At 71.4% G+C, this 19,579-nt stretch carries 18 protein-coding genes, 1 tRNA gene, 1 pseudogene and 1 riboswitch; of the genes and pseudogenes, 3 read left to right on the top strand and 17 right to left on the bottom strand.

The annotated features are described in order from the left end of the window. Positions 1–88: 88 nt before the first annotated feature. Positions 89–162, bottom strand: a tRNA-Pro gene (locus tag V4Y04_RS33450). Between the two features lie 142 nt (positions 163–304). Between V4Y04_RS33450 and V4Y04_RS33445 the strand changes: the two genes are divergently transcribed. After that, complete coding sequence (locus tag V4Y04_RS33445) at positions 305–1,024, top strand: transketolase (protein ID WP_332432074.1); 720 nt, start codon at positions 305–307, stop codon at positions 1,022–1,024. A gap of 80 nt (positions 1,025–1,104) precedes the next feature. Beyond that, positions 1,105–2,052, top strand: a complete 948-nt coding sequence (locus V4Y04_RS33440; RefSeq protein ID WP_332432073.1) for a transketolase family protein — start codon at positions 1,105–1,107, stop codon at positions 2,050–2,052. A gap of 30 nt (positions 2,053–2,082) precedes the next feature. On the opposite strand, the gene V4Y04_RS33435 is transcribed toward V4Y04_RS33440, so the two are convergent. The 12 genes from V4Y04_RS33435 to V4Y04_RS33380 all read right to left on the bottom strand — a co-directional run bounded on the left by V4Y04_RS33435 (position 2,083) and on the right by V4Y04_RS33380 (position 15,277). Then, positions 2,083–2,442, bottom strand: coding sequence for an MmcQ/YjbR family DNA-binding protein (locus tag V4Y04_RS33435; protein ID WP_332432072.1), 360 nt, complete (start codon positions 2,440–2,442; stop codon positions 2,083–2,085). 225 nt (positions 2,443–2,667) lie between these two features. Beyond that, complete coding sequence (locus V4Y04_RS33430) at positions 2,668–3,573, bottom strand: LysR family transcriptional regulator (protein ID WP_332432071.1); 906 nt, start codon at positions 3,571–3,573, stop codon at positions 2,668–2,670. 87 nt (positions 3,574–3,660) lie between these two features. After that, entirely contained in the window at positions 3,661–4,860 is a 1,200-nt protein-coding gene (locus V4Y04_RS33425) for a glycine C-acetyltransferase (RefSeq protein WP_332432070.1), read from the bottom strand. Between the two features lie 109 nt (positions 4,861–4,969). Further along, positions 4,970–5,998 carry an L-threonine 3-dehydrogenase gene (gene tdh / locus V4Y04_RS33420; protein ID WP_332433093.1) on the bottom strand — a complete coding sequence of 343 codons (1,029 nt, stop codon included), beginning with the start codon at positions 5,996–5,998 and terminating at the stop codon, positions 4,970–4,972. 187 nt (positions 5,999–6,185) lie between these two features. Next, positions 6,186–6,761, bottom strand: a complete 576-nt coding sequence (locus V4Y04_RS33415; RefSeq protein WP_332432069.1) for a GAF domain-containing protein — start codon at positions 6,759–6,761, stop codon at positions 6,186–6,188. A gap of 60 nt (positions 6,762–6,821) precedes the next feature. Beyond that, entirely contained in the window at positions 6,822–7,439 is a 618-nt protein-coding gene (locus V4Y04_RS33410) for a GTP-binding protein (RefSeq protein WP_332432068.1), read from the bottom strand. Further along, the gene (locus V4Y04_RS33405) at positions 7,417–7,788 is read right to left on the bottom strand and encodes a DUF742 domain-containing protein (RefSeq protein WP_332433092.1); all 372 of its coding nucleotides are present in this window, start codon (positions 7,786–7,788) and stop codon (positions 7,417–7,419) included. The genes V4Y04_RS33410 and V4Y04_RS33405 overlap by 23 nt, the downstream gene beginning before the upstream one ends. A gap of 2 nt (positions 7,789–7,790) precedes the next feature. Further along, on the bottom strand, positions 7,791–8,225 hold the full coding sequence (locus V4Y04_RS33400) for a roadblock/LC7 domain-containing protein (RefSeq protein ID WP_332432067.1): 435 nt from the start codon (positions 8,223–8,225) through the stop codon (positions 7,791–7,793). A gap of 101 nt (positions 8,226–8,326) precedes the next feature. Next, positions 8,327–10,777, bottom strand: a complete 2,451-nt coding sequence (locus tag V4Y04_RS33395; RefSeq protein ID WP_332432066.1) for an ATP-binding protein — start codon at positions 10,775–10,777, stop codon at positions 8,327–8,329. Positions 10,778–11,528: 751 nt separating this feature from the next. Continuing rightward, a complete protein-coding gene (locus V4Y04_RS33390) occupies positions 11,529–12,755 on the bottom strand; it encodes an MBL fold metallo-hydrolase (protein WP_332432065.1) in 1,227 nt (408 codons plus the stop codon). Between the two features lie 451 nt (positions 12,756–13,206). Beyond that, positions 13,207–13,992, bottom strand: coding sequence for an SGNH/GDSL hydrolase family protein (locus V4Y04_RS33385; RefSeq protein WP_332433091.1), 786 nt, complete (start codon positions 13,990–13,992; stop codon positions 13,207–13,209). Positions 13,993–14,293: 301 nt separating this feature from the next. After that, complete coding sequence (locus V4Y04_RS33380; RefSeq protein WP_332432064.1) at positions 14,294–15,277, bottom strand: M23 family metallopeptidase; 984 nt, start codon at positions 15,275–15,277, stop codon at positions 14,294–14,296. Positions 15,278–15,279: 2 nt separating this feature from the next. Beyond that, positions 15,280–15,444: riboswitch (cyclic di-AMP (ydaO/yuaA leader) on the bottom strand. A 505-nt stretch (positions 15,445–15,949) separates the two neighbouring features. Between V4Y04_RS33380 and V4Y04_RS33375 the strand changes: the two genes are divergently transcribed. Next, positions 15,950–16,747 (top strand): tyrosine-protein phosphatase, encoded by a 798-nt coding sequence (locus tag V4Y04_RS33375; protein ID WP_332432063.1) that lies wholly within the window; start codon positions 15,950–15,952, stop codon positions 16,745–16,747. Positions 16,748–16,822: 75 nt separating this feature from the next. Here V4Y04_RS33375 and V4Y04_RS33370 read toward each other — a convergent pair whose 3' ends face one another. The 4 genes and pseudogenes from V4Y04_RS33370 to V4Y04_RS33355 form a co-directional block, all read right to left on the bottom strand. Next, complete coding sequence (locus V4Y04_RS33370) at positions 16,823–16,945, bottom strand: DUF6126 family protein (protein ID WP_332432062.1); 123 nt, start codon at positions 16,943–16,945, stop codon at positions 16,823–16,825. After that, positions 16,942–17,565: a helix-turn-helix domain-containing protein gene (locus V4Y04_RS33365; protein WP_332432061.1), complete on the bottom strand. Its 624-nt coding sequence runs from the start codon at positions 17,563–17,565 to the stop codon at positions 16,942–16,944. The genes V4Y04_RS33370 and V4Y04_RS33365 overlap by 4 nt, the downstream gene beginning before the upstream one ends. An 85-nt stretch (positions 17,566–17,650) precedes the next feature. Next, complete coding sequence (locus V4Y04_RS33360) at positions 17,651–19,066, bottom strand: aspartate aminotransferase family protein (RefSeq protein ID WP_332432060.1); 1,416 nt, start codon at positions 19,064–19,066, stop codon at positions 17,651–17,653. Then, positions 19,063–19,545, bottom strand: a pseudogene (locus tag V4Y04_RS33355) (transketolase C-terminal domain-containing protein); the annotation flags it as partial. The gene V4Y04_RS33360 and the pseudogene V4Y04_RS33355, both read right to left, overlap by 4 nt. Positions 19,546–19,579: the final 34 nt, after the last annotated feature.

Below are 19,579 nucleotides of genomic sequence, written 5' to 3'. Positions count from 1 at the left end.
CGGCCTGCGGTGAAGCCGTGCCCGGGAACGGTCGAGGGGCGGTTCCGGATTTCTCCGGAACCGCCCCTCGATCCGCGACTTCATTAAGTCGGGACGACAGGATTTGAACCTGCGACCCCTTGACCCCCAGTCAAGTGCGCTACCAAGCTGCGCCACGTCCCGTTGCCCGTCTGACCTGGTAATTTCCCGGCGTCGACGTGCACGGAAACAATACCGCACCCAGGGCGGTGATCGCGCACCCCTTTGTCCGGGCCATGAGGGCGGCCCTTGACCTCAAGTTCGGTTGAGGTCGCACGATCGCCGTATGACGATCACCGAGGACCACACCCGCAGGACGACGGCTGCCTACGACTACGCGGATCTGCCCGCGCTGATGGGCAGGATGACCGGCGACGAGAAGCACGGGCCGGCGGCGACCTCCACCCTGGACGTGCTGTGGGTGCTCTACGACCGGGTCCTGCGTGTCTCGCCGGCGCGGAGGGACGACCGGGAGCGGGACAGGTTCCTGCTGTCGAAGGGGCACGGGCCGATGGCGTACTACGCCGTACTGGCCGCCAAGGGCTTCCTTCCGGTGGAGTGGCTGACCGGGTTCGGCTCGTACGACTCGCCGCTCGGCCATCACCCCGACCGGACGCTGGTGCCAGGTGTCGAGATCGGCAGCGGATCGCTGGGGCACGGGCTGCCGATCGCGGTCGGAACGGCACTGGGCCTGCGCGCGCAGGGCCTCGACAGACCGGCCGTGTGGGCGCTGATCGGGGACGCCGAGCTGGACGAGGGCAGCAACCACGAGGCGATCGCGTTCGCCGGTCCGGCCGGGCTGGAACGGCTGCACACCGTCGTCGTGGACAACTCCTCCGCCACTCACGCCCGGCCCGGTGGGATCGCCGCACGCTTCGAGGCGGCGGGCTGGTCCGCGCTCACGGTCGACGGCCGTGACCACGAGGCGCTGCACACCGCGTTCACCGCGCCGCATCCGGGGCGGCCGCACGTGGTGGTGGCCCGGGTCGAGCCGAAGTACGCGTGAATCTTCCCTCTCCTGCTGCTTCTTCCTGCTGCTTCTTCCTGCTGCTTCTTCTTGCTTCCCCTTCTGAAAGGCCCTCCCCCGTGGAAACCATGCGTGACCGGTTCGCTCCCGTCGTCACCCGGCTGCTGGACGAGGACCCCCGGGTCGCCGTCGTCCTCGCCGAGATCGGAGCGGACGCCTTCACCGATGCCGTCCGCCGGCATCCGGACCGGGTCGTCAACGTCGGCATCCGGGAACAGCTCCTGGTGGGGGCCGCCGCCGGGATGGCACTCACCGGTCTGCGGCCTGTCGTGCACACGTTCGCCAGTTTCCTCGTCGAGCGCCCGTTCGAGCAGGTCAAACTGGACCTCGGTCATCAGGACGCGGGGGCGGTGCTGGTGAGCGCCGCCGCCTCCTTCGACTGGCCGGCCGGCGGCTACACGCACATGGCGCCGGGCGACGTGGCCCTGCTGGACACCCTGGACGGCTGGACCGTGCACGTGCCGGGGCATCCGGACGAGGCCGAGACCCTGGTGCGGCACGCGGTGGCCGCCGGGGACGACAAGGTGTACGTGCGGCTGTCCCTGCAGGCCAACACGCGCCCGCTGCCGGTGGACGGCGAGCGGTTCCGCCCCGTCCGCGAGGGCCGCGCGGGCGTGGTGATCGCCGTCGGTCCCGTGCTGGACGCGGTGCTCACGGCCACGGAGGGGCTCGACGTCACCGTCCTGTACGCCACCACGGTCCGGCCCTTCGACGCGGCCGCCCTGCGCCGGGCCACCGAGGCCGCCGGAACGGATGTCGTCCTGGTCGAACCGTATCTGGCGGGTACGTCGGTGGCGGCGGCCAACGACGCGTTGGCCGACGTACCGCACCGGGTGCTGGGACTGGGTGTGGGCCGGCGGGAGCTGCGACGGTACGGGCGGCTCGAGGAGCATGTCGCCGCGCACGGTCTCGACGCCCGCTCGCTGCGGGAACGCGTCGGAGCGTTCACTGCGGCCGGAGCCCCCTCCGGCTCCGGCCGCCGCCCACGGTCTCGGATCGTGCCCTGACCCACTGACCCACTGACAGGGTGCCGGAGGTCAGTCCCCGGGCGGGCGGCCCAGCCGGGGATACGCTTCGAGCAGCCGGGGCGGGGCCGCCTGACGCCATGAGTCGGCGAGGATGTCGCGCAGCTCGTCCTCGTCCTCCAGGGCGGCGAGGCGGACCCGGACCCAGGCGAACTGCGCCTCGTGGCCCGCGATCCAGAACTTCTCCGGCTCGGCGAGGGCCAGTTCGTCGCGCTCCTCCTTGGGACAGCGCACGGCGATGGACGTCTCGTCCTCGGGCAGGGTGACGAACATCTTCCCCGCCACCCGGAACGTGGGCATGCTCCAGGCCACTTTCTCCGTCGTGTCCGGCAGGGACAGCGCGATCCGTCGTATGTCTTCTGCATCCGGCATGGCAGGCACCGTAGCTGCTGTCACTGACAATCACCTGGTGGCAGGGGCGAAGAGGCACCCCGGGCCTCCTCGCCGCTCCGCATGTCCGTCACATGCAGTTCGGCGCCCCGCTCTTCCTCGCCCCCTGAGCGTCAGCCCTTCCCTCCGCCCTGCGTTTCGGGCCCTGCTTCGGCCCTGCTTCGGCCCGGCTTCGGGCTCGGCGTTTCGGGCTCGGCGTTTCGGGCTCTACGCCTCGCCGGCGGCCTCACCGAGTGCGTCCAGGACCGGGCGGATCAGCGGATGCTCCTCGGCTCCCCTGCGTACGGCGGCGAAGACCCGGCGGGTCGGCGCGACACCGTCGACCGGGCGGACGACCACGCCGGTCAGGTCCATGCCGCGCAGCGCCGAACGGGGGACCAACGCGACGCCCACGTCCGCCGAGGCCAGGGCCACCACCGCGCGGAAGTCGTCCGAGGAGTGCTCGAGCAGGGGTTGGAATCCGGCGTTCTCACAGGCCAGGACGACGACGTCATGGCAGGGGTTGCCGGGGTACGGGCCGATCCACGGGTCCTTGGCCAGCTCGGCGAGTGGCACCTCCATGGTGTCGGCCAGCCGGTGGGTGACGGGGACGACCGCGTCGAAGGGCTCCGCGTACAGCGGTACGTGGGACAGGCGGGGATCGTCGGCGGGCGGCGCCCCGCGGTACTCGACGGCCACGGCGACGTCGACCTGCCGGTCCAGCAGCATCGGCAGGCTGGCGTCGCCCTCGGCGTCCTGGACGCGGATGCGGATACCGGGTGCCGTCGCGGCGAGGCGGACCACCGCGGGGACGACGACCTGGGCGATCCCGGTCGCGAAGGAGGCGACGGTGACGGTGCCGGCCTCGCCCGCACCGTACGCGGCGAGTTCGGCCGCGGCCCGCTCCAACTGGGCGAGGACCACGTTGGTGTGGCCGAGCAGGATCTCGCCGGCCGGGGTCAGCCGTACGCCCTTGGCACCGCGCTCCACCAGCCGGTGGCCGGTCTCCTGCTCCAGCGCGGCGAGCTGCTGGGACACCGCCGACGGGGTCAGGTACAGCGCGGCGGCCGCCGCCGTGACCGTGCGGTGGTCGGCCACCGCGCGGAGGATGTGGAGCCGCCGTGCCTCGATCATGGAACCGATTCTCTCAAACGCCGCCGCGTGCCCCGCCCGGCCGACCCGCGCGTGCGGGGCACGCGGGCAGGGCACGTCAGGCCCCGCTCAGGCGTCGAGTTCCGCCCGTGCCGCCACGAAGGCGTCCACCGCGCGGTGCACGTCCTCGGTGGAGTGCGCGGCGGACAGCTGGACGCGGATCCGGGCCTGTCCCTCGGGCACCACGGGGTAGGAGAAGCCGATCACGTACACACCGCGCTCCAGCAGCAGTTCCGCGAGGCGTCCCGCGCGGGACGCCTCGCCGATCATCACCGGGGCGATGGGGTGGTCGCCCGGAAGGATGTCGAAGCCCTCCTCGGTCATCCGGCGGCGGAACAGGGCGGTGTTCTCGCCCAGCCGGACCCTCAGGTCGTCGGCGGACTCCAGCAGGTCGAGGACCTTCAGCGAGGCCGCGGCGATCACCGGGGCGAGCGTGTTCGAGAACAGGTACGGCCGGGAGCGCTGGCGCAGCAGGGCGACGATCTCCGCGCGGGCGGCGACATAGCCGCCGGAGGCACCGCCGAGCGCCTTGCCGAGGGTGCCGGTGAGGATGTCGACGCGGTCCATGACCCCGTGCAGTTCCGGTGTGCCGCGCCCGCCGGTTCCGACGAAGCCCACGGCGTGCGAGTCGTCGACCATGACCATGGCTCCGTGGCGGTCGGCCAGGTCGCAGATCTCGGCCAGCGGTGCGACATGGCCGTCCATGGAGAAGACGCCGTCGGTGACGATCAGCGTGCGCCGCGCCCCGCCCTCGGCGGCCTCCTTCAACTGGCGTTCCAGGTCGGCCATGTCGCGGTTGGCGTAGCGGAAGCGCCGGGCCTTGGACAGCCTGATGCCGTCGATGATCGACGCGTGGTTCAGCGCGTCGGAGATCACCGCGTCCTGCGCGCCGAGCAGCGTCTCGAACACACCGCCGTTGGCATCGAAGCAGGACGAGTAGAGGACCGTGTCCTCCTGGCCGAGGAACGCCGACAGCCGCGCCTCCAGTTCCTTGTGCACCTCCTGCGTACCGCAGATGAAGCGCACCGAGGCCATGCCGTAGCCCCAGCGGTCGAGGGCCTCGTGGGCGGCGGTGAGCACTTCGGGGTGGTCGGCGAGGCCGAGATAGTTGTTGGCGCAGAAGTTGAGGACCTCACCGGGCCGGCCGCCCGCGGTGACGTTCACGGTGGCGGACTGCGGGGTGCCGATCACGCGCTCGGGCTTGTGCAGTCCGGCGGCGCGGATCTCGTCGAGGGTGGTGCGGAGGTCGTCGCGCACGGAATCGAACATGGAGAAGCTCCTGAAGGTGCTCGCGGAAGAGAGGAGGGGCCGAGGGGTGGTGGCGAGGGGGTGGGTGGCGAGGGTGCCGGGAGGGCACCGAGGCGGGTACCGAGGAGGGCTATGCCGTCCAGTCGAGGATGATCTTCCCGCTGCGGCCGCTCGCCGCGTCCTCGAAGGCCGCTTCGAAGTCTCGGTGGGAGTACCGGCCGGTGATCACGGGAGCGAGGTCCAGACCGCCCTCGAGGAGCACCGACATGGCGTACCAGGTCTCGAACATCTCACGGCCGTAGATGCCCTTGAGGGTGATCATCGAGGTGACGATCCGGGACCAGTCGACCGGGAACTCCTCGGCCGGCAGGCCGAGCATCGCGATCCGGCCGCCGTGGGTCATGTTGGCGATCATGTCGCGCAGTGCCTCGGGGCGGCCGGACATCTCGAGACCGATGTCGAAGCCCTCGCGCAGGCCGAGGATGTGCTGCCCGTCGGCGATCGCCGAGTCCCGCACGTTCAGCGCCAGGCTCACGCCGATCTTGCGGGCGAGCTCCAGACGCTCCTCACTGACGTCGGTGATCATGACGTGGCGGGCGCCGGCGTGCCGGGCCACCGCGGCGGCCATCAGGCCGATCGGTCCGGCGCCGGTGATCAGGACGTCCTCACCCACGAGCGGGAAGGACAGGGCGGTGTGCACGGCGTTGCCGAACGGGTCGAAGATCGCGGCGACGTCGAGGTCGACGGGGACGCGGTGCACCCAGACGTTGGCCGCGGGCAGGGTGACGTACTCGGCGAACGCGCCGTCGCGGCCGACCCCGAGGCCGACGGTGGCGCGGCACAGGTGCCGGCGTCCGGCCTGACAGTTGCGGCACTTGCCGCACACCAGGTGGCCCTCGCCGCTGACCCGGTCACCGGTCTTGATCTCGCTGACGTCCCGGCCCGTCCCGACGACCTCGCCGACGAACTCGTGCCCGACGATCAGCGGGGTGCTGATCGTCTGTCTGGCCCAGCCGTCCCAGGCGCGGATGTGCAGGTCGGTGCCGCAGATACCGGTGCGCAGCACCTTGATGAGCACGTCGCCGGGGCCGACGGCCGGCTCCGGGACGTCCGCGAGCCACAGCCCGGGTTCGGCCTTGTCCTTGACGAGCGCCTTCAACGCCACGGCTCCTCGGGGTGAGTCCCGGATCCGGGCGTGCCGGAGCAGCCCTGGCCGGGAGCGGGGTGGGATCGCACTGCAATCTGCCGTACGACACCCTCACCGGTCCATCGAGGATTTCTTAAGCGCGGCCACAGCTTTCCTTCACGCCTCACCCCATCGGCGGCGGCACACCGTGTCCGCGGGTTCAGAACGGCAGTCCGTCGCTCTCCCCGCGTTCGATCCGTACGACGAGATCCATGGCCTGGTCCTTGATGGCCACGAGCCCTTGCTGCCCCCAGGCCCGCGGCCGGGTGTCGGAGACGGACACGGTGCCCAGCACCATGCCGGTGCTGTCGATGAGCGGGGCACCCAGATAGGAGCGCACCCCGAACTCGTCCACGACCGGATTGCCCGCGAACCGGGGGTAGTCGCTCACGTCCCCCAGGACCAGCGCCTTGCGGCGGGCCACCACATGGGGGCAGAAGCCGTGGTCGCGGGGCAGTAACCGGCCCAGCAGTGCGCCGGTGCCGTCGCCGCGGACGAAGGGCGCGACCGCCGGTGTGTGCAGACCGGCGAAGAACTGCCCTTCCTGCCTCAGGAAGTTGACCATGGCGTACGCCGCCCCCGTGAGTTCGGAGAGGCCGTACGCGAAGGCGTCGAGTGTGGGTTCGGGGCGCTCGCCCAGTCCCAGCCGACGCAGCCGCTCGGTGCGGGCCGGGGCCTCCTTGTCATCGGGGGTGAGCAGCAGACGACCGGCCGGACGCGGCGGGTCGTAGCTCATGGGCGGGCTCCCTGGATGTGGGCACATGTCATATACGGGCTCCGTGTTGGTGTGGGGATCTCACATGTGGGCGCCGTACCCCGTCGTGGTGGCCGGGGCATGGGCGATGAGGTGGCGGACCAGGGTCAGCAGGGTCTGGACGCCCGAGCTGGAGATCCGGGCGTCGCAGCACACGACGGGGATCTCGTCCGGCAGGTCCAGGGCGGCGCGTACCTCCTGGGGGTCGTAGCGGAAGGCGCCGTCGAACTCGTTGACGGCGATGATGAAGCCGAGGCCTCGTTGCTCGAAGAAGTCGACGGCGGCGAAGCACTCCTCCAGACGTCGGGTGTCGGCGATGATGACCGCGCCCAGGGCGCCTTCGCAGAGTTCGTCCCACATGAACCAGAACCGTTCCTGGCCCGGTGTGCCGAACAGGTACAGGACATGTTGCCGGTCCAGGGTGATGCGGCCGAAGTCCATCGCCACGGTCGTCTCGACCTTGTTCTCGATGCCGTCGAGCCGGTCGGTGGCGGCGCTGACGGTGGTGAGCAGTTCCTCCGTGCTGAGCGGCGCGATCTCGCTGACCGCGCCGACGAAGGTGGTCTTGCCCACGCCGAACCCGCCCGCCACGAGGATCTTGAGCGCGGTGGGGAACACGTCGGCGCCGGCGCCGTGGTCAGAGCTGTCGTCGTAGTCCATCGAGCACTGCCTCCAGAAGGGCCCGGTCCGTCGGGTTGTGGTCGAACACGGGGGGTTTGGTGGTGAGGCCTCCGCTGTCGACGAGGTCCGCCAGCAGCACCTTGGTGACGGCCAGCGGCAGCTTGAGGTGGGCGGCCACCTCGGCGACCGGCAGCGGCGCGCGGCACAGTTCGAGTGCCTGCGCGTGCTCGGGGCCGAGGTAGCCGAAGGGGGTGGCCCCGGTGGCCATCACCTGTGACATCAGGTCGAGTTCGACAGTGGGGCGGGTGCGGCCGTCGTTGACGGTGAAAGGACGCACCAGCCGTCCGGCCGCGTCGTCCAGCCAGGGGCCGTCACCGGCCGCCGCCACGTTCAAGGCCTCATCGCCGGCGGTTCGACGGCGGGCTGCCGGGGGGCGGTCGCCAGGTACGGCCTCACGCTCTTGACCAGCATGGCCATCTCGTAGCCGAGCACCGCCGCGTCGGCCTCGCGGCCGGCCAGCACCGCGAGGCAGGTGCCGGAGCCGGCGGTGGAGACGAACAGCAGCATCGAGTCGAGCTCGACGACGACCTGGCGTACGTCGCCGCCCGCGCCGAAGCGGACGCCGGCGCTGCGGCCGAGGGAGTAGAGGCCGGAGGCCAGGGCCGCCATGTGGTCGGCGCTGTCCGCGTCGAGGCCGTGCACGGACTTCACCAGTCCGTCGCAGGAGAGCAGCACGGCGCTGGAGGTGTGCGGCACCCGTTGCACGAGGCCGCTCATCAGCCAGTCGAGATCGGAAACGTGGGCGGTCGGCGCATCGCTCGCCATGGTGGATCGACTCCTTGGGGTACGAAGGTCTGCGGGAGCGCTGGGGGCGGGGACGGGCGGGGAGGTAGGGACCCGGTAGGGGGTGGGGGGTGCGGGCGTGCTCATCCGGCGGGTGCGCTCCCGTCGTGCCGTGCGGTGGGGTGGTCGGTGCGGGGCGCGGGGAGGCCGTCGTGGCCGCCGCGCGCCTCCTGGGATGCCGTATGCGGGGGACGTGCGTCGGCGGTGTGGGGCTCCACGGTGGGGGACTCCGTCGCGTGAGCCTTGATCGTGTGGTGCGGATCCATGAGGTGGGGGTCCGCATGGTCCGCATAGTGGGTATCCACTGGGTGGATGTCCACGGGATGGGCGTCCGTGGGACGGGCGGTGGGACCGGGGTGATCGTCCAGGGGTGACGACGGCAGCATGGGCACGGATGCCATGTGGCCCTCCACCATGCGGCCCTCCACCATGTGGTCGCCCATCATGTGGTCGCCCATCATGTGGTCGTCGGCCGTGTCGACACGGCCCGTGTCGACACGCCTTGCCTCGATACGCCCCATGGCGTCCTGCCTGATGTCGTCGGGGGCCAGGTCGTCACGGTGCGGGTCGTCGCCGCCCATGTGGCCCGTGTCCAGGTGGCCCGTGTCCAGGTGCTGTCGGGTTTCGGCGAGGCTGACGCCCCGCCGGAAAGCCGCCATCAGATGGGGGTCGTGCCCGACGACGTGCTCGGTGTCCTGACGCGGCGTGGGACCGTCGCGGAGCTGGGGCACCAAGTGTTCCTGAGCGCGGCGGCGGGGCAGTTGGGGCCTGCCCATGGTGCCGCGCACGGTGGCGCTGCGTGGGGCGAGGGGGGCGGTTCCGATCCCGCTCTCCTCGAGGGTCTGCCGGTCGTCCGGGGTGACGCCGGGCACCGCCTCGGCCGGATTGGGCCGCACCGCGCGGGCGCCCCGCAGCGGCAGGGGCGGCGCCACGCGGCCGGGGCTCGTCGGGGCCGGGACGTCGGCCTGGTCGTGGCGCCGCGCCGCCGGTACGACGGGGGACGACGCCGGAGGGAGGAACGCCCCGCTCCCGGGTTCCGGCAGCGAGCCGGGCCCGGTCTGCTGTGCGAGTCCCGTCCCCGCATCGGGTCCTGTCCGCATATCGGGCCGGGTCTGCGGGCCGGGGCCGGCGTACGGCTCGGCGCCTGCCTGCGGCTCTTGCGGCCACGGTCCGTTCCCGGGCCCGGCGGGTCCGGGCAGCGGGGCACTCCCGGGCGCGGGGACGGCATGGGCGGGCCGGCGCGGCGGCCCGCCCATGCCGTCCCCCGGTCCCGCGTTGCCCTCGGCCGGCCGGCCCACGCCCGGTCCCGAGGACCAGGGCTCGGCACCGAGCAGTGCCTGCGGCACCACGAGCACGGCCTGGACTCCGCCGTAGATGTTGTTCTGGAGCCGGACTTGGATGCCGTGCCGCCGCGCGAGCTGCGAGACCACGTACAGGCCGATGCGTCCGTCGGCCAGGAGGCTGGCGACATTGACCTGGTCCGGGTCGGCGAGCAGGGCGTTCATCCGTTCCTGCTCGTCCACGGGCATACCGAGCCCGCGGTCCTCGACCTCGACGGCGAGCCCGGAGGTGACGAGTCCGGCACGCAGCAGCACCTGGGTGTGCGGCGCGGAGTACAGCGTGGCGTTCTCGACGAGTTCGGCGAGCAGGTGGATGACGTCGGCGACGGCGTGCCCGCGCAGGGTGCCGTCGATCGGCGGCACCAGCTTGACCCGTGAGTACTGCTCGACCTCGGCGATGGCCGAGCGCAGCACCTCGGTCATGGAGACCGGGTTGCTCCACTGCCGCCGGGAGACGGCCCCGCCGAGCACGGCGAGGTTCTCGGCGTGGCGGCGGATGCGGGTGGCGAGATGGTCGACGTGGAAGAGGCCCTTGAGCAGGTCGGGGTCCTCGATCTCGTTCTCCATCTCGTCGAGGATGGAGATCTCACGGTGCACCAGGGACTGCAGACGCCGGGCCAGGTTGACGAACACCTCGAGCTTCTGCTCGCTGCCCGCCTGGCTGGAGAGCTGGGACGCCTGGACGATGGCGGTGACGGCGCTGTCATGGGCCCGGGACAGGTCGGCGGCGAGCCGGTCGAAGCCGTCGGCGTCCCTGGGCGTCCCGCCCGGCTGGGCGCGCGGTGGCGGGCCGTCGCCACGGCGCAGGGTGTCCACGAGGGCGCGCAGGTCGGCCTCGCGCCGAGCCGTGCTCCGGCGCAGGCTCTCGACGCGGTCGTGCACGGACCGGGCCGCACGGTCGGCGGCCACGGCGGCGATGACGATGCCGGCGAGGGTCACCGACACCGCGCCGCCGAGCACGCCCCACAGGGCCGCGCCCGGCCGTACTCCGGTGGAGCGGACGAGGAACAGTACGGCGGCGCCGGCGCTGAGGGCGACCGCCACGGGTGGCAGGACGGCGAGCCGCAGCAACTGGGGCCGTATCTGCGCCTCGGGGTGCGTGGGGGCGGGCCGGGCGGACGGGCGTCCGTGCCGTCCGCCCTCCCGTCGGTCGGTACGGGAGGGCGGACCGGCGGGAGGGCGGGGATCGGGCATGGGTGTCCTCGAACTGGTCCGTCGGTCCTGGGTGCCGGGGGAACGCGTGGCGCCGCGGCCGCCGGGCGCATGGGACCGGTTCCGTGCCCCACGCGGCTCGCCGCCGCGCGGGGCGGGCGGACGCCCGTTGCCGGCACCGGCGCGCGGGTCGGCCGGCGGCTCGCCCGGGGCGGCCTCGGCCGCCTGCGACCCGCTGGACATGCCCGGCGCACCGGTCACGCCCGAGGCGCCGACCGGGCCCGAGCGACGGGGTGTGTCACCCCGTCCCCTCCCTCGTCCGCCTTCTGCCTGCACGTACCGGTCCCCGCTCCCTGATCCGATCCGATGGGGGCGACCCCGTGGCGCGATACGCCGGGCGACGGGTGTCGTCATGGTGTCGCCGTACCGGTCGGGGGCGCCTCGGAAGGCCGAGGGCGTCGGCCATGCGTCGCCCGACCGACACTCACCGTAGTCACCACCGCATCACGTGCGGTGGTCAGTTGACAAACTCACACGGACAGCGTCCCGCTCTGGTATGAGGCTTCGTACGACAGACCGATAAACCCGTCACTCACTCGTCAAAGAAAGGTCGCCACTCGATCCGACCTGGTCGGATACGGTCATCGGGAAACATCGAGGGCCGGAGAGCTCAAAGCTCTCCGGCCCTCGATGTTTCCGCTCGGCCGTCCTACGGAAGGGCCCCTCGGAAACCCTCTGCGCCCTGCACGCTCCTCGTAGAAATATCACTCAACGTAGCGATCAAGGCCAAGGGTCATTCCTCCCCCACCAGGTCCAGGCCCTCGCGGGAGAAGTCCGTGACGGGGTCGGGCAGGGGCCACTTGTGGCTCGGAACGTGTCCCACATCCCGCCACCACGGTTCGTCCGGCAGTTCCCCGGCGGGCTCGAACGGCAGACCCGGAACGGGGAAGGCGGCGGGCTGCCCGACCGACTCGGCCGCGGCCATCGTCCACTCGCCGGGCTCCGCCCACGGGTGCGGTGCCAGGTTGAAGGTGCCCCAGTGGATCGGCAGGAAGACCCCGCCCGGCCGGCCCTGTTGGAGGTCGAGGTGGGCCTGGAGACCCTCTGCGGGATTCATGTGGATCTCCGGCCAGGAGCCGGGTCCCGGAATCGGGTCCGGCTGCCCCTTGCGCCAGAAGTCCGAGTACGCGCCGATCTGGATCATCGTCGCGTCGAAGGGGCCGTGGGCGGTGCCGATGTCCTTGAAACCGTCGAAGTAGCCGGTGTCGCCACTGTGGTAGACGCGGTGTTCCTCGCCCGCGACGACCCATGAGGCCCACAGGGTGTGCTGGGTGTTGCGCAGGCCCCGGCCGCAGAAGTGGCGGGCCGGGGTGGCGGTGAGGGTGAGTCCGCCGACCTCGGTCGTCTCGTGCCAGTCCAGTTCGCGCAACCGGTCGGCGGACACGCCCCAGTGCTCGAGATGGGCACCCACGCCGAGCGGCACGGCGAACAACGTGTCCGTTCCGGCGAGCGCCTTGACGGTGGGCAGGTCCAGATGGTCGTAGTGGTCGTGCGAGATCACGACGACGTCGACCGGACCGAGCGCGGCCAGCGGCAGGGGTACCGGGTGCAGCCGCTTCGGACCGGCGAAGGGGAACGGGGAGCAGCGCTCGCCCCACACGGGGTCGAACAGCACCCGCCGCCCGTCGATCTCCACGAGCACGCTGGAGTGGCCCATCCAGGTCAGGCGCAGTCCGGAGGCAGGTGGGCGGGCCAGGTCGGCAAGAGTGGTGGCGTGCACCGGCAGGGCGCCGTGCGGGGCACGGCGGGACCGGGTCTCCTTGTCGAAGTAGGTCTTCGCAAGGTCCCGGGACGAGCCCGGGGACCGGAGCCGGGTGGGGCCTTCGGGGTTCTGGAACACGCCGTCCCGGTAGTGCGGGGACCTGCGGATACGCGCCATGCGCTCACCGGTGGGGTCCGCGCCGAAGGCCGCGGGCCGTAGCGCACGGAGTCCGGAACTCTGGGAACGGGTACCGGCCACAATGCCTCCAAACGGAGTCGGTCAGATAATCCATTATGTGTGGCCGACCCGGCCTCGAGACGCCTCACCGGCCGGAAAGCGCCCCGGAGCCGTGCCCGTTCCCCTCGCTTGTCGGCGAAGGGAAAGCCGGTGGCCGTCGTCTTCACTCACACGCCCGAGGCCGATTCCACGCGGCTGCGCAAGCCGCGCGGTGGTACGCCCCCACGGGACGGCGACTGTGGATCGAGGGGGTGGGCGACGACGCCCACCTCGCTCGTCGGGGCGTGGCCGTGAACGAGTTCCGGTGTCCGGAGTCCGCCGGCCCGGGAACCCGGGGCCGGAACAGGAAGAGCCGTCCGGGCGGGCCCGCTGTACCGGGAACACGAACGCCCGGGCACGGGACCGTGCCCGCACGCGCTCCCTCCCCCGCTCTCCCCGCCTCGCCCCTCCCACCCCGCGTCATACCATCGCGTCATGCCACCGAGGCGATGCGCTCCTTGATGTCGTCCGGGGACAGCGCGCCCTTCGCCGTCACGTGGTCCCCCGACGACTCCCCGCGCAGCCTGCGCCCCATCCACGGCACCAGGTACTCGCGCGCCCAGTGGACGTTGTCCCGCCGGACGTCGAGGCTGCCGCGCGGCGGCAGCGGGGGCCAGGCCTGCTCCGGGTCGGCCGGGACGTTCAGGCCGAGGGTCTGTCCCGCGCGGAGCGCCACGCGTGTGTGCCCCTCGGGCGACAGGTGCAGCCGGTCGGTGTCCCAGGCCCTGCGGTCCTGGATACTCCTGAGGGACCAGAGGTCCAGCACCGGACAGCCGTACCGGTCGGCGACGGCCCGCACATGCCCGTTGTAGGTGGCGATCTTGCCGCGCAGATGCCGGAGCAGGGGTACGCCACGGGTGTCGAACCCGGTCGTCACCAGAACCGTGCCGGAGACCGCCGTGAGCGCGGCGATCGCCCGCTCGAAACGCTCGGCCACCTCGTCCGGGTCGCTGCCGGGCCGCAGGATGTCGTTGCCGCCCGCGCAGAAAGAAACCAGTGCGGGGGCCAGTTCGACGGCCCGCGGAAGCTGGTCGGCCATGATCTGGTCGAGCAGCTTTCCGCGCACCGCGAGATTTGCGTACCGGAAGTCGCCTTCGGGACGCCGGTCGGCGAGAAGTACCGCGAATCGGTCGGCCCAGCCGACGAACGCCCCGTCGGGGCCGGGGTCGCCGACGCCCTCGGTGAAGCTGTCCCCCACCGCCACGTACGACCCGATCACTGCTTTGCTGTCACTCTTCGAATCGTCTGCCACACCCGGACATGATTCACCTTCGAATGTGACCTACGCGACCGTAGGGAGGCATTGACGGACGGTGAGATAAGCCACTCGCACAGCATGGGCCAATTCGGAATAGCCCTCCGCGCGGGGACGTTGAGCGGCGAGCGACGTGACGCACGGAACACCCCCGGCGCTCCCGGGACTCCACCCCGCCGAACGCGCCGACGCGCCGACGCGCCGAAGGCCGGACCCGGGGATCGGGGGTCCGGCCTTCGGCGCGTCAGGCAGGTCGCCTCGGGGGTCAGCCTATGGAGACGCCCTTGCCGCGGAGGTAGGAGACCGGGTCCAGGTCCGAGCCGTAGTCCGGCGTGGCGCGGATCTCGAAGTGCAGGTGCGGGCCGGTCGAGTTGCCGGTGGAGCCCGAGAGGCCGACCTGCTGGCCGCCGCTCACGGCCTGGCCGGCCGAGACGGACAGCGAGGACAGGTGGGCGTACTGGGCGTAGTGGCCGTCGTTCAGCTTGACGACGACCTGGTTGCCGTACGAGCCGGCCCAGCCGGCGGAGACGACGGTGCCCGCGCCCACGGCCTTCAGGGAGGTGCCGGTCGGAACGGCGAAGTCGACACCGGTGTGGTAGCCGCTGGACCACATGCTGCCGGCCACCTTGTAGGCGGTGCCGAGGCCGCCGCCGGGCACCGGCGAGCTGTAGCCGGAGGCGGTCGCGGCCTGGGTCGCGGTCGTCGAGCCGGAGGAGGACTTCGGCGCGGACTGCTCGGAGGCCTCGCCGGCCGTCGACGGCTTCGACTGCTTCGACGCGGAGGACGGAGCCGAGGGAGCGGCCGGAGCGGACGAGGAGGGCGCCTCGGAAGAGGAGGACTTCTTCGGCGCGCCGGTCGCGGCGGCCTTGCCGTCGACCGAGAGCTTCAGACCGGGGTGGATGAGCGACGGGTCGTCGCCCACGGTCTCGCGGTTGTCCGAGTAGAGCTGCTTCCAGCCGCCGTCGACGTTCTCGGACTCGGCGATCTTCGCCAGGTAGTCGCCGCCCTTCACGATGTACGTGCGGGTGTCGCCGTTCCTGTCGCCGTCGGCCTTCACGCCGTCAGACGTCTTGCCGGCGACGGAATACGACTGGACGGCCTTTTCCGGGGCGGCCTGCGGAGTGGCGGCGTTCGCTCCGGTGGCACCGAGAAGCGGCATGGCGAGTGCGGCGCCACCGGTTCCGGCGACGGCGATGGAACGGGTGAGACGCGAAACGCTGGGACGACGGTGCTTACCCTTTGCGGGCATGACGAATTCCTCTCCGGCGCCTACGAGGTGAGCTGTCGGGTGCGGGCTGGAGATGCCCGGCCGCGTCGGAAACGCGACTTGACCCCAAGCCGTTCCGGAGACCGGAACAGGCAGTCGTACCTGTGGGTCCCCCGCTCCTGCCATACGCGGATCAGAGTGTGAAGGCTCCGGACAGCGGCAGGATTAGGCGTCCGTCCGGATCGATGGCGAACGTAGGCGACCGAGACGCAAAGGGACAAGCACGATCTTCCGAGCGAAGGCGTTGTTTCGTGATCCATTGACCTGAAACCCGTCACTCAGAGTCGCCCAGGATTTTCGACACCCCCCGAATTCCCTTGCGCGATAATGGAATTACGTGAGCATGGCGACAACACATCGTCACCTCTATGACGATGCTCACCACCCCATCACCATCTCCCCTCCTATCGGGGCGCATTATGGCGAAACTCCCCAAACGGACAGAACGTCCCAATAGGGAAAATATCGATGGTCCGGCCGGCGGGCCGCGGGTCCGGCACGGATCCGTCCACGCCGTCGACTCCACCGGTGCGGTCCCGTCTCCACTCCGACGGCCCCGTCACCAACTCATTGCCCCTGCCAGGCATGTCGTATCGTCGGGTGACACCCGCCGACGCCGCCGCGCCGGCGGCGCAGAGTGGGAGAGGGGCCCCCGTGACGCAGCAGATCCCGTCGACCGAACCCGAGCTCACCGGGGTGCGCAATTTCCGTGATGTGGGAGGCCTGCCGACCGTCGACGGCCGCCGGGTGCGGCACGGGGTACTGTTCCGCAGCGGCCATCTCGCGCACGCCACCGAGGAGGACGCCGCCTTCCTGTCCTCCCTGGGACTGCACACCGTCTTCGACTTCCGCAACGCGGCCGACCACAAGCTGGACGGGCAGGACATCGAACTGCCCGGCGTGCGCAATGTGAATCTGCCGCTGAGCGACCCGGCCGACGGCGCCGAGTTCTGGAGGATGGTCCGTGACGGGGACCTGGACCAGCTCCGCTCCGTCCTCGCCGGCGACAAGGGGGCGGAGCGGATGATCGCCTCGTACCGCGTGACGGTGAGGCAACGCACCGCCGAGCACTCCCGGGTACTGCTCTCGCTCGCCGAGGAGTGTGTGCCCGCGCTGATGCACTGCGCGGCGGGCAAGGACCGCGCGGGTCTGTCGGTGGCGGTGACACTGCTCGCGCTGGGCGTGGAACGGGACGCGATCTTCGACGACTACCTGAAGTCCGGCGCCGCGCACCGCCGCTACAAGGTGCGCCGCAGCGGCACCTCCGCCTCGGCCTATTCCCCCGAGGTCATGGAGCTGCTCGACCCCCTGTTCGACGCCCGCGCCGAGTATCTGTCGGCCGCACTGGAGACGGTCGAGGAGACCTGGGGCGGCGTGGACCCCTACCTCGAGCAGGCGCTCGGGCTCACCCCCGAGAACCGGGAGCGGCTGCGCGAGCGCATGCTGGACTGAGTGATCCCCCGGCCGGGCATCCGCTCGACCGGGGGATCACGGAATCTCTCGGCTCCTGCCGTGCCCGTCCGGGGACTACTGCCGCGCGCCCAGCTCGAACAGCAGATAGATGAAGCCCGCGAAGAGGTGCCCCACCACCACGTAGACGAACAGCCTCACCCACAGGGCGCGGGGAAACTTCTCCTCCAGGTCTTTCATGACACATCTCCTTGGGTGGGGCCCAGGCACAGGGCGGCCGTGGGACTCTGCAACAGGGTATGGACGAACAGCAGCTCGACCCCGTCGGGGTCCTCGGCGGCGATACGGTGCGGCGTCAGCGAGTCGAAGTGCGCGCTGTCGCCCGGGGCGAGGCGGTGCAGGGCGTCTCCGAGACGCAGCCGCAGCCGCCCCTTGAGGACGTACAGCCACTCCTCGCCCGGGTGGACCCGCACGATGTCGCCCTGGGCCCCGTACGGGACCTGGACCCGCAGAGCCTGCATCCCGCGCCCGGGGGAACCGGCCTGCCGGTACGTCCAGCCGCCCGCGGAGGTCGGCTCCATGTCGTCGGCACGTGTCACCGCCTCGCGGACGGCGGCCGTCTCACCGAGCAGTTCGGAGACCGTCGTACCGTAGATACGGGCAAGGGAGAGCAGCATCGGCAGCGAGGGCTGGCGCTGTCCGGTCTCCAGCCGGGAGAGATGGGCGGGGGAGAGTCCCGCCTCGCGGGCGGCGGCCTCCAGCGTCAGGGAGGCCTGGCGCCTCAGGGCGCGCAGTTGCGGGGCGACCGCGGGGAGCGTGGCGGCCGGTCCGGCCGACGGCTCGGCCTCGGGGGAGCTCATGGCTCCATTCAGCCGCACTTTTGCCTGTGGGGCAAATCTCTTGCCTCGCAGGCAAAAATCGTCTGACCTGCGGAACGTCGCGGTCTCACCGGTCGGCGACCGCCTGTTTCACCAGTGTCCTGCCGAACTCCCACACCAGACCGCCGTCATGGGCGTCGTCCATGACCGCGGTGAAGGCATCCACGAACCGGTCCACCTCCCGCTCGCCGATGATCAGCGGTGGGATCAGCTTGATCACCTCCAGGTGGTCGCCGGAGACCTGGGTGAGGATCCTGTGCTTCTGCAGCAGCGGGACGACGACCATCTGCGCGAAGAGTCCCTTCCGCGCGGCCTGCAGCATGGCCCAGCGACCGCGCAGCTTCAGCGACCGCGGCCGGCCGAACTCGATGCCGATCATCAGGCCCCGGCCACGGACATCGGCGAGCAGCTCGTACGTGTCGACGAGGGCCGCGAGCCGGGACCGCAGCAGCTCCCCGGTGGTCCGGACGTTCGCGACGATCTGCTCGTTCTCCATCACCGCCAGCACCGCGAGGCCGGCGGCCATGGCCTGGGCGTTGCCCCCGAAGCTGGCCGAGTGGACCAGCACCCGGTCCATCGACGAGTAGACCTTGCGGAAGATCCAGTCCTTGCCGAGCGTGGCCCCCACCGGCACATAGCCGCCGGAGAGCGCCTTGGCCACGCACACCAGGTCCGGTTCGACCCCTTCCTCGTGCTGGTAGGCGTAGAAGTCGCCGGTCCGTCCGAGGCCGGTCTGCACCTCGTCGGCGATCAGCAGTGCCTTGTGCCGGTGCAGCAGTTCCTGGGCGGCGCGCAGATAGCCGGGTGGGGCCGCGTGCACACCCTTGCCCTGGATGGGTTCCACGATGAGGGCGGCGACGTCGCCCTTGGCCAGCTCCCTCTCCAGCGCGTCCACATCACCCAGGGGTACGGCCGTGTCGGGCAGCAGCGGGGCGAACCCGTCCCGGAAGCCGGACTCGCCGTTGACGGACAGGGAGCCGATGGTCAGCCCGTGGAAGGCGTGCGCGCAGTACAGGACGCGGGATCTTCCGGTGGCGCGGCGGGCGAACTTCAGTGCGGTCTCGACCGCCTCCGTGCCGCTGTTGCCGAAGAACACCCGGTCCAGATGAGGGGTGTGGGCGAGCAGTTCCTCGGCCAGCAGTCCGGGCAGCGGCGGGCAGTCGAAGCGGGTGAGATCGGCGAGCGAGGCGTCGAGGACGTCGTGCAGCGCCTTGCGGACCACGGGGTGGTGGCGCCCCAGGCCCATCACCCCGAATCCGGCGAGCATGTCCAGGTGGTCGTTGCCGTCCGCGTCCCAGAAGTGGGCGCCCTCGGCGCGTTCGTAGACCTTGTCGAAGCCGATGGTGTGCAGCATGCGCGGGAGCTGGTGGTTGAGGTGTCTGGTGTGCAGCTCGTAGCGTTCGGCTCCGCGCTCGGCCAGCAGCGCGCCGAGGTCGAAGTCCCCGGCCCGAGAGGGGTCCGGGGCGGACTCCGCGGTGCTCATGACTGTTCCTCCCGTTGTTCCTCGGACGGTTCGCCAGGGGACTGCCGCTCCTGCCCCACGGCCGGGCTCGCGCCGATCCGGCCGGCGGCCTCGACGGGTGTCGGACCGATCTCCGCCGGCACCTCCTCGCGCCTGGCGTGCGCGAGGAACTGCTCCGGAATGCCGAACCGCCGTACCGGTACATCGACATCCGCGTCGCTCAGCGCCGGCGCCGGCGTCACGGCCGACCCCATGCCCGACGCGCGGCTGTCGTCCTCGACGACCGCCACGAGCCGGTGCCGCGCGGACCGTCCGGCCGGTTCGGGGGCGACGGGTTCGACCCAGCGCGGGTCGACCACGGTGCACCCGATACCGCGCGCCCCGAGCAGTTCGGCGGCCTGGAAGCAGACGGGCGCCATGACACCGACCGACATCAGCAGCGCCTCGGGGTCCTCGGCGCGGTGCAGCACGTCCGGGCCGCCGATCCGGTCGAGCGCCGGACCGGTACCCCGGGGCCCCCGAGTGAGACAGCCG

It is taken from the genome of Streptomyces sp. P9-A2 (assembly GCF_036634175.1).
Lineage (GTDB): Bacteria > Actinomycetota > Actinomycetes > Streptomycetales > Streptomycetaceae > Streptomyces > Streptomyces pratens.
This window is presented reverse-complemented; position numbering and strand designations above follow the sequence as displayed.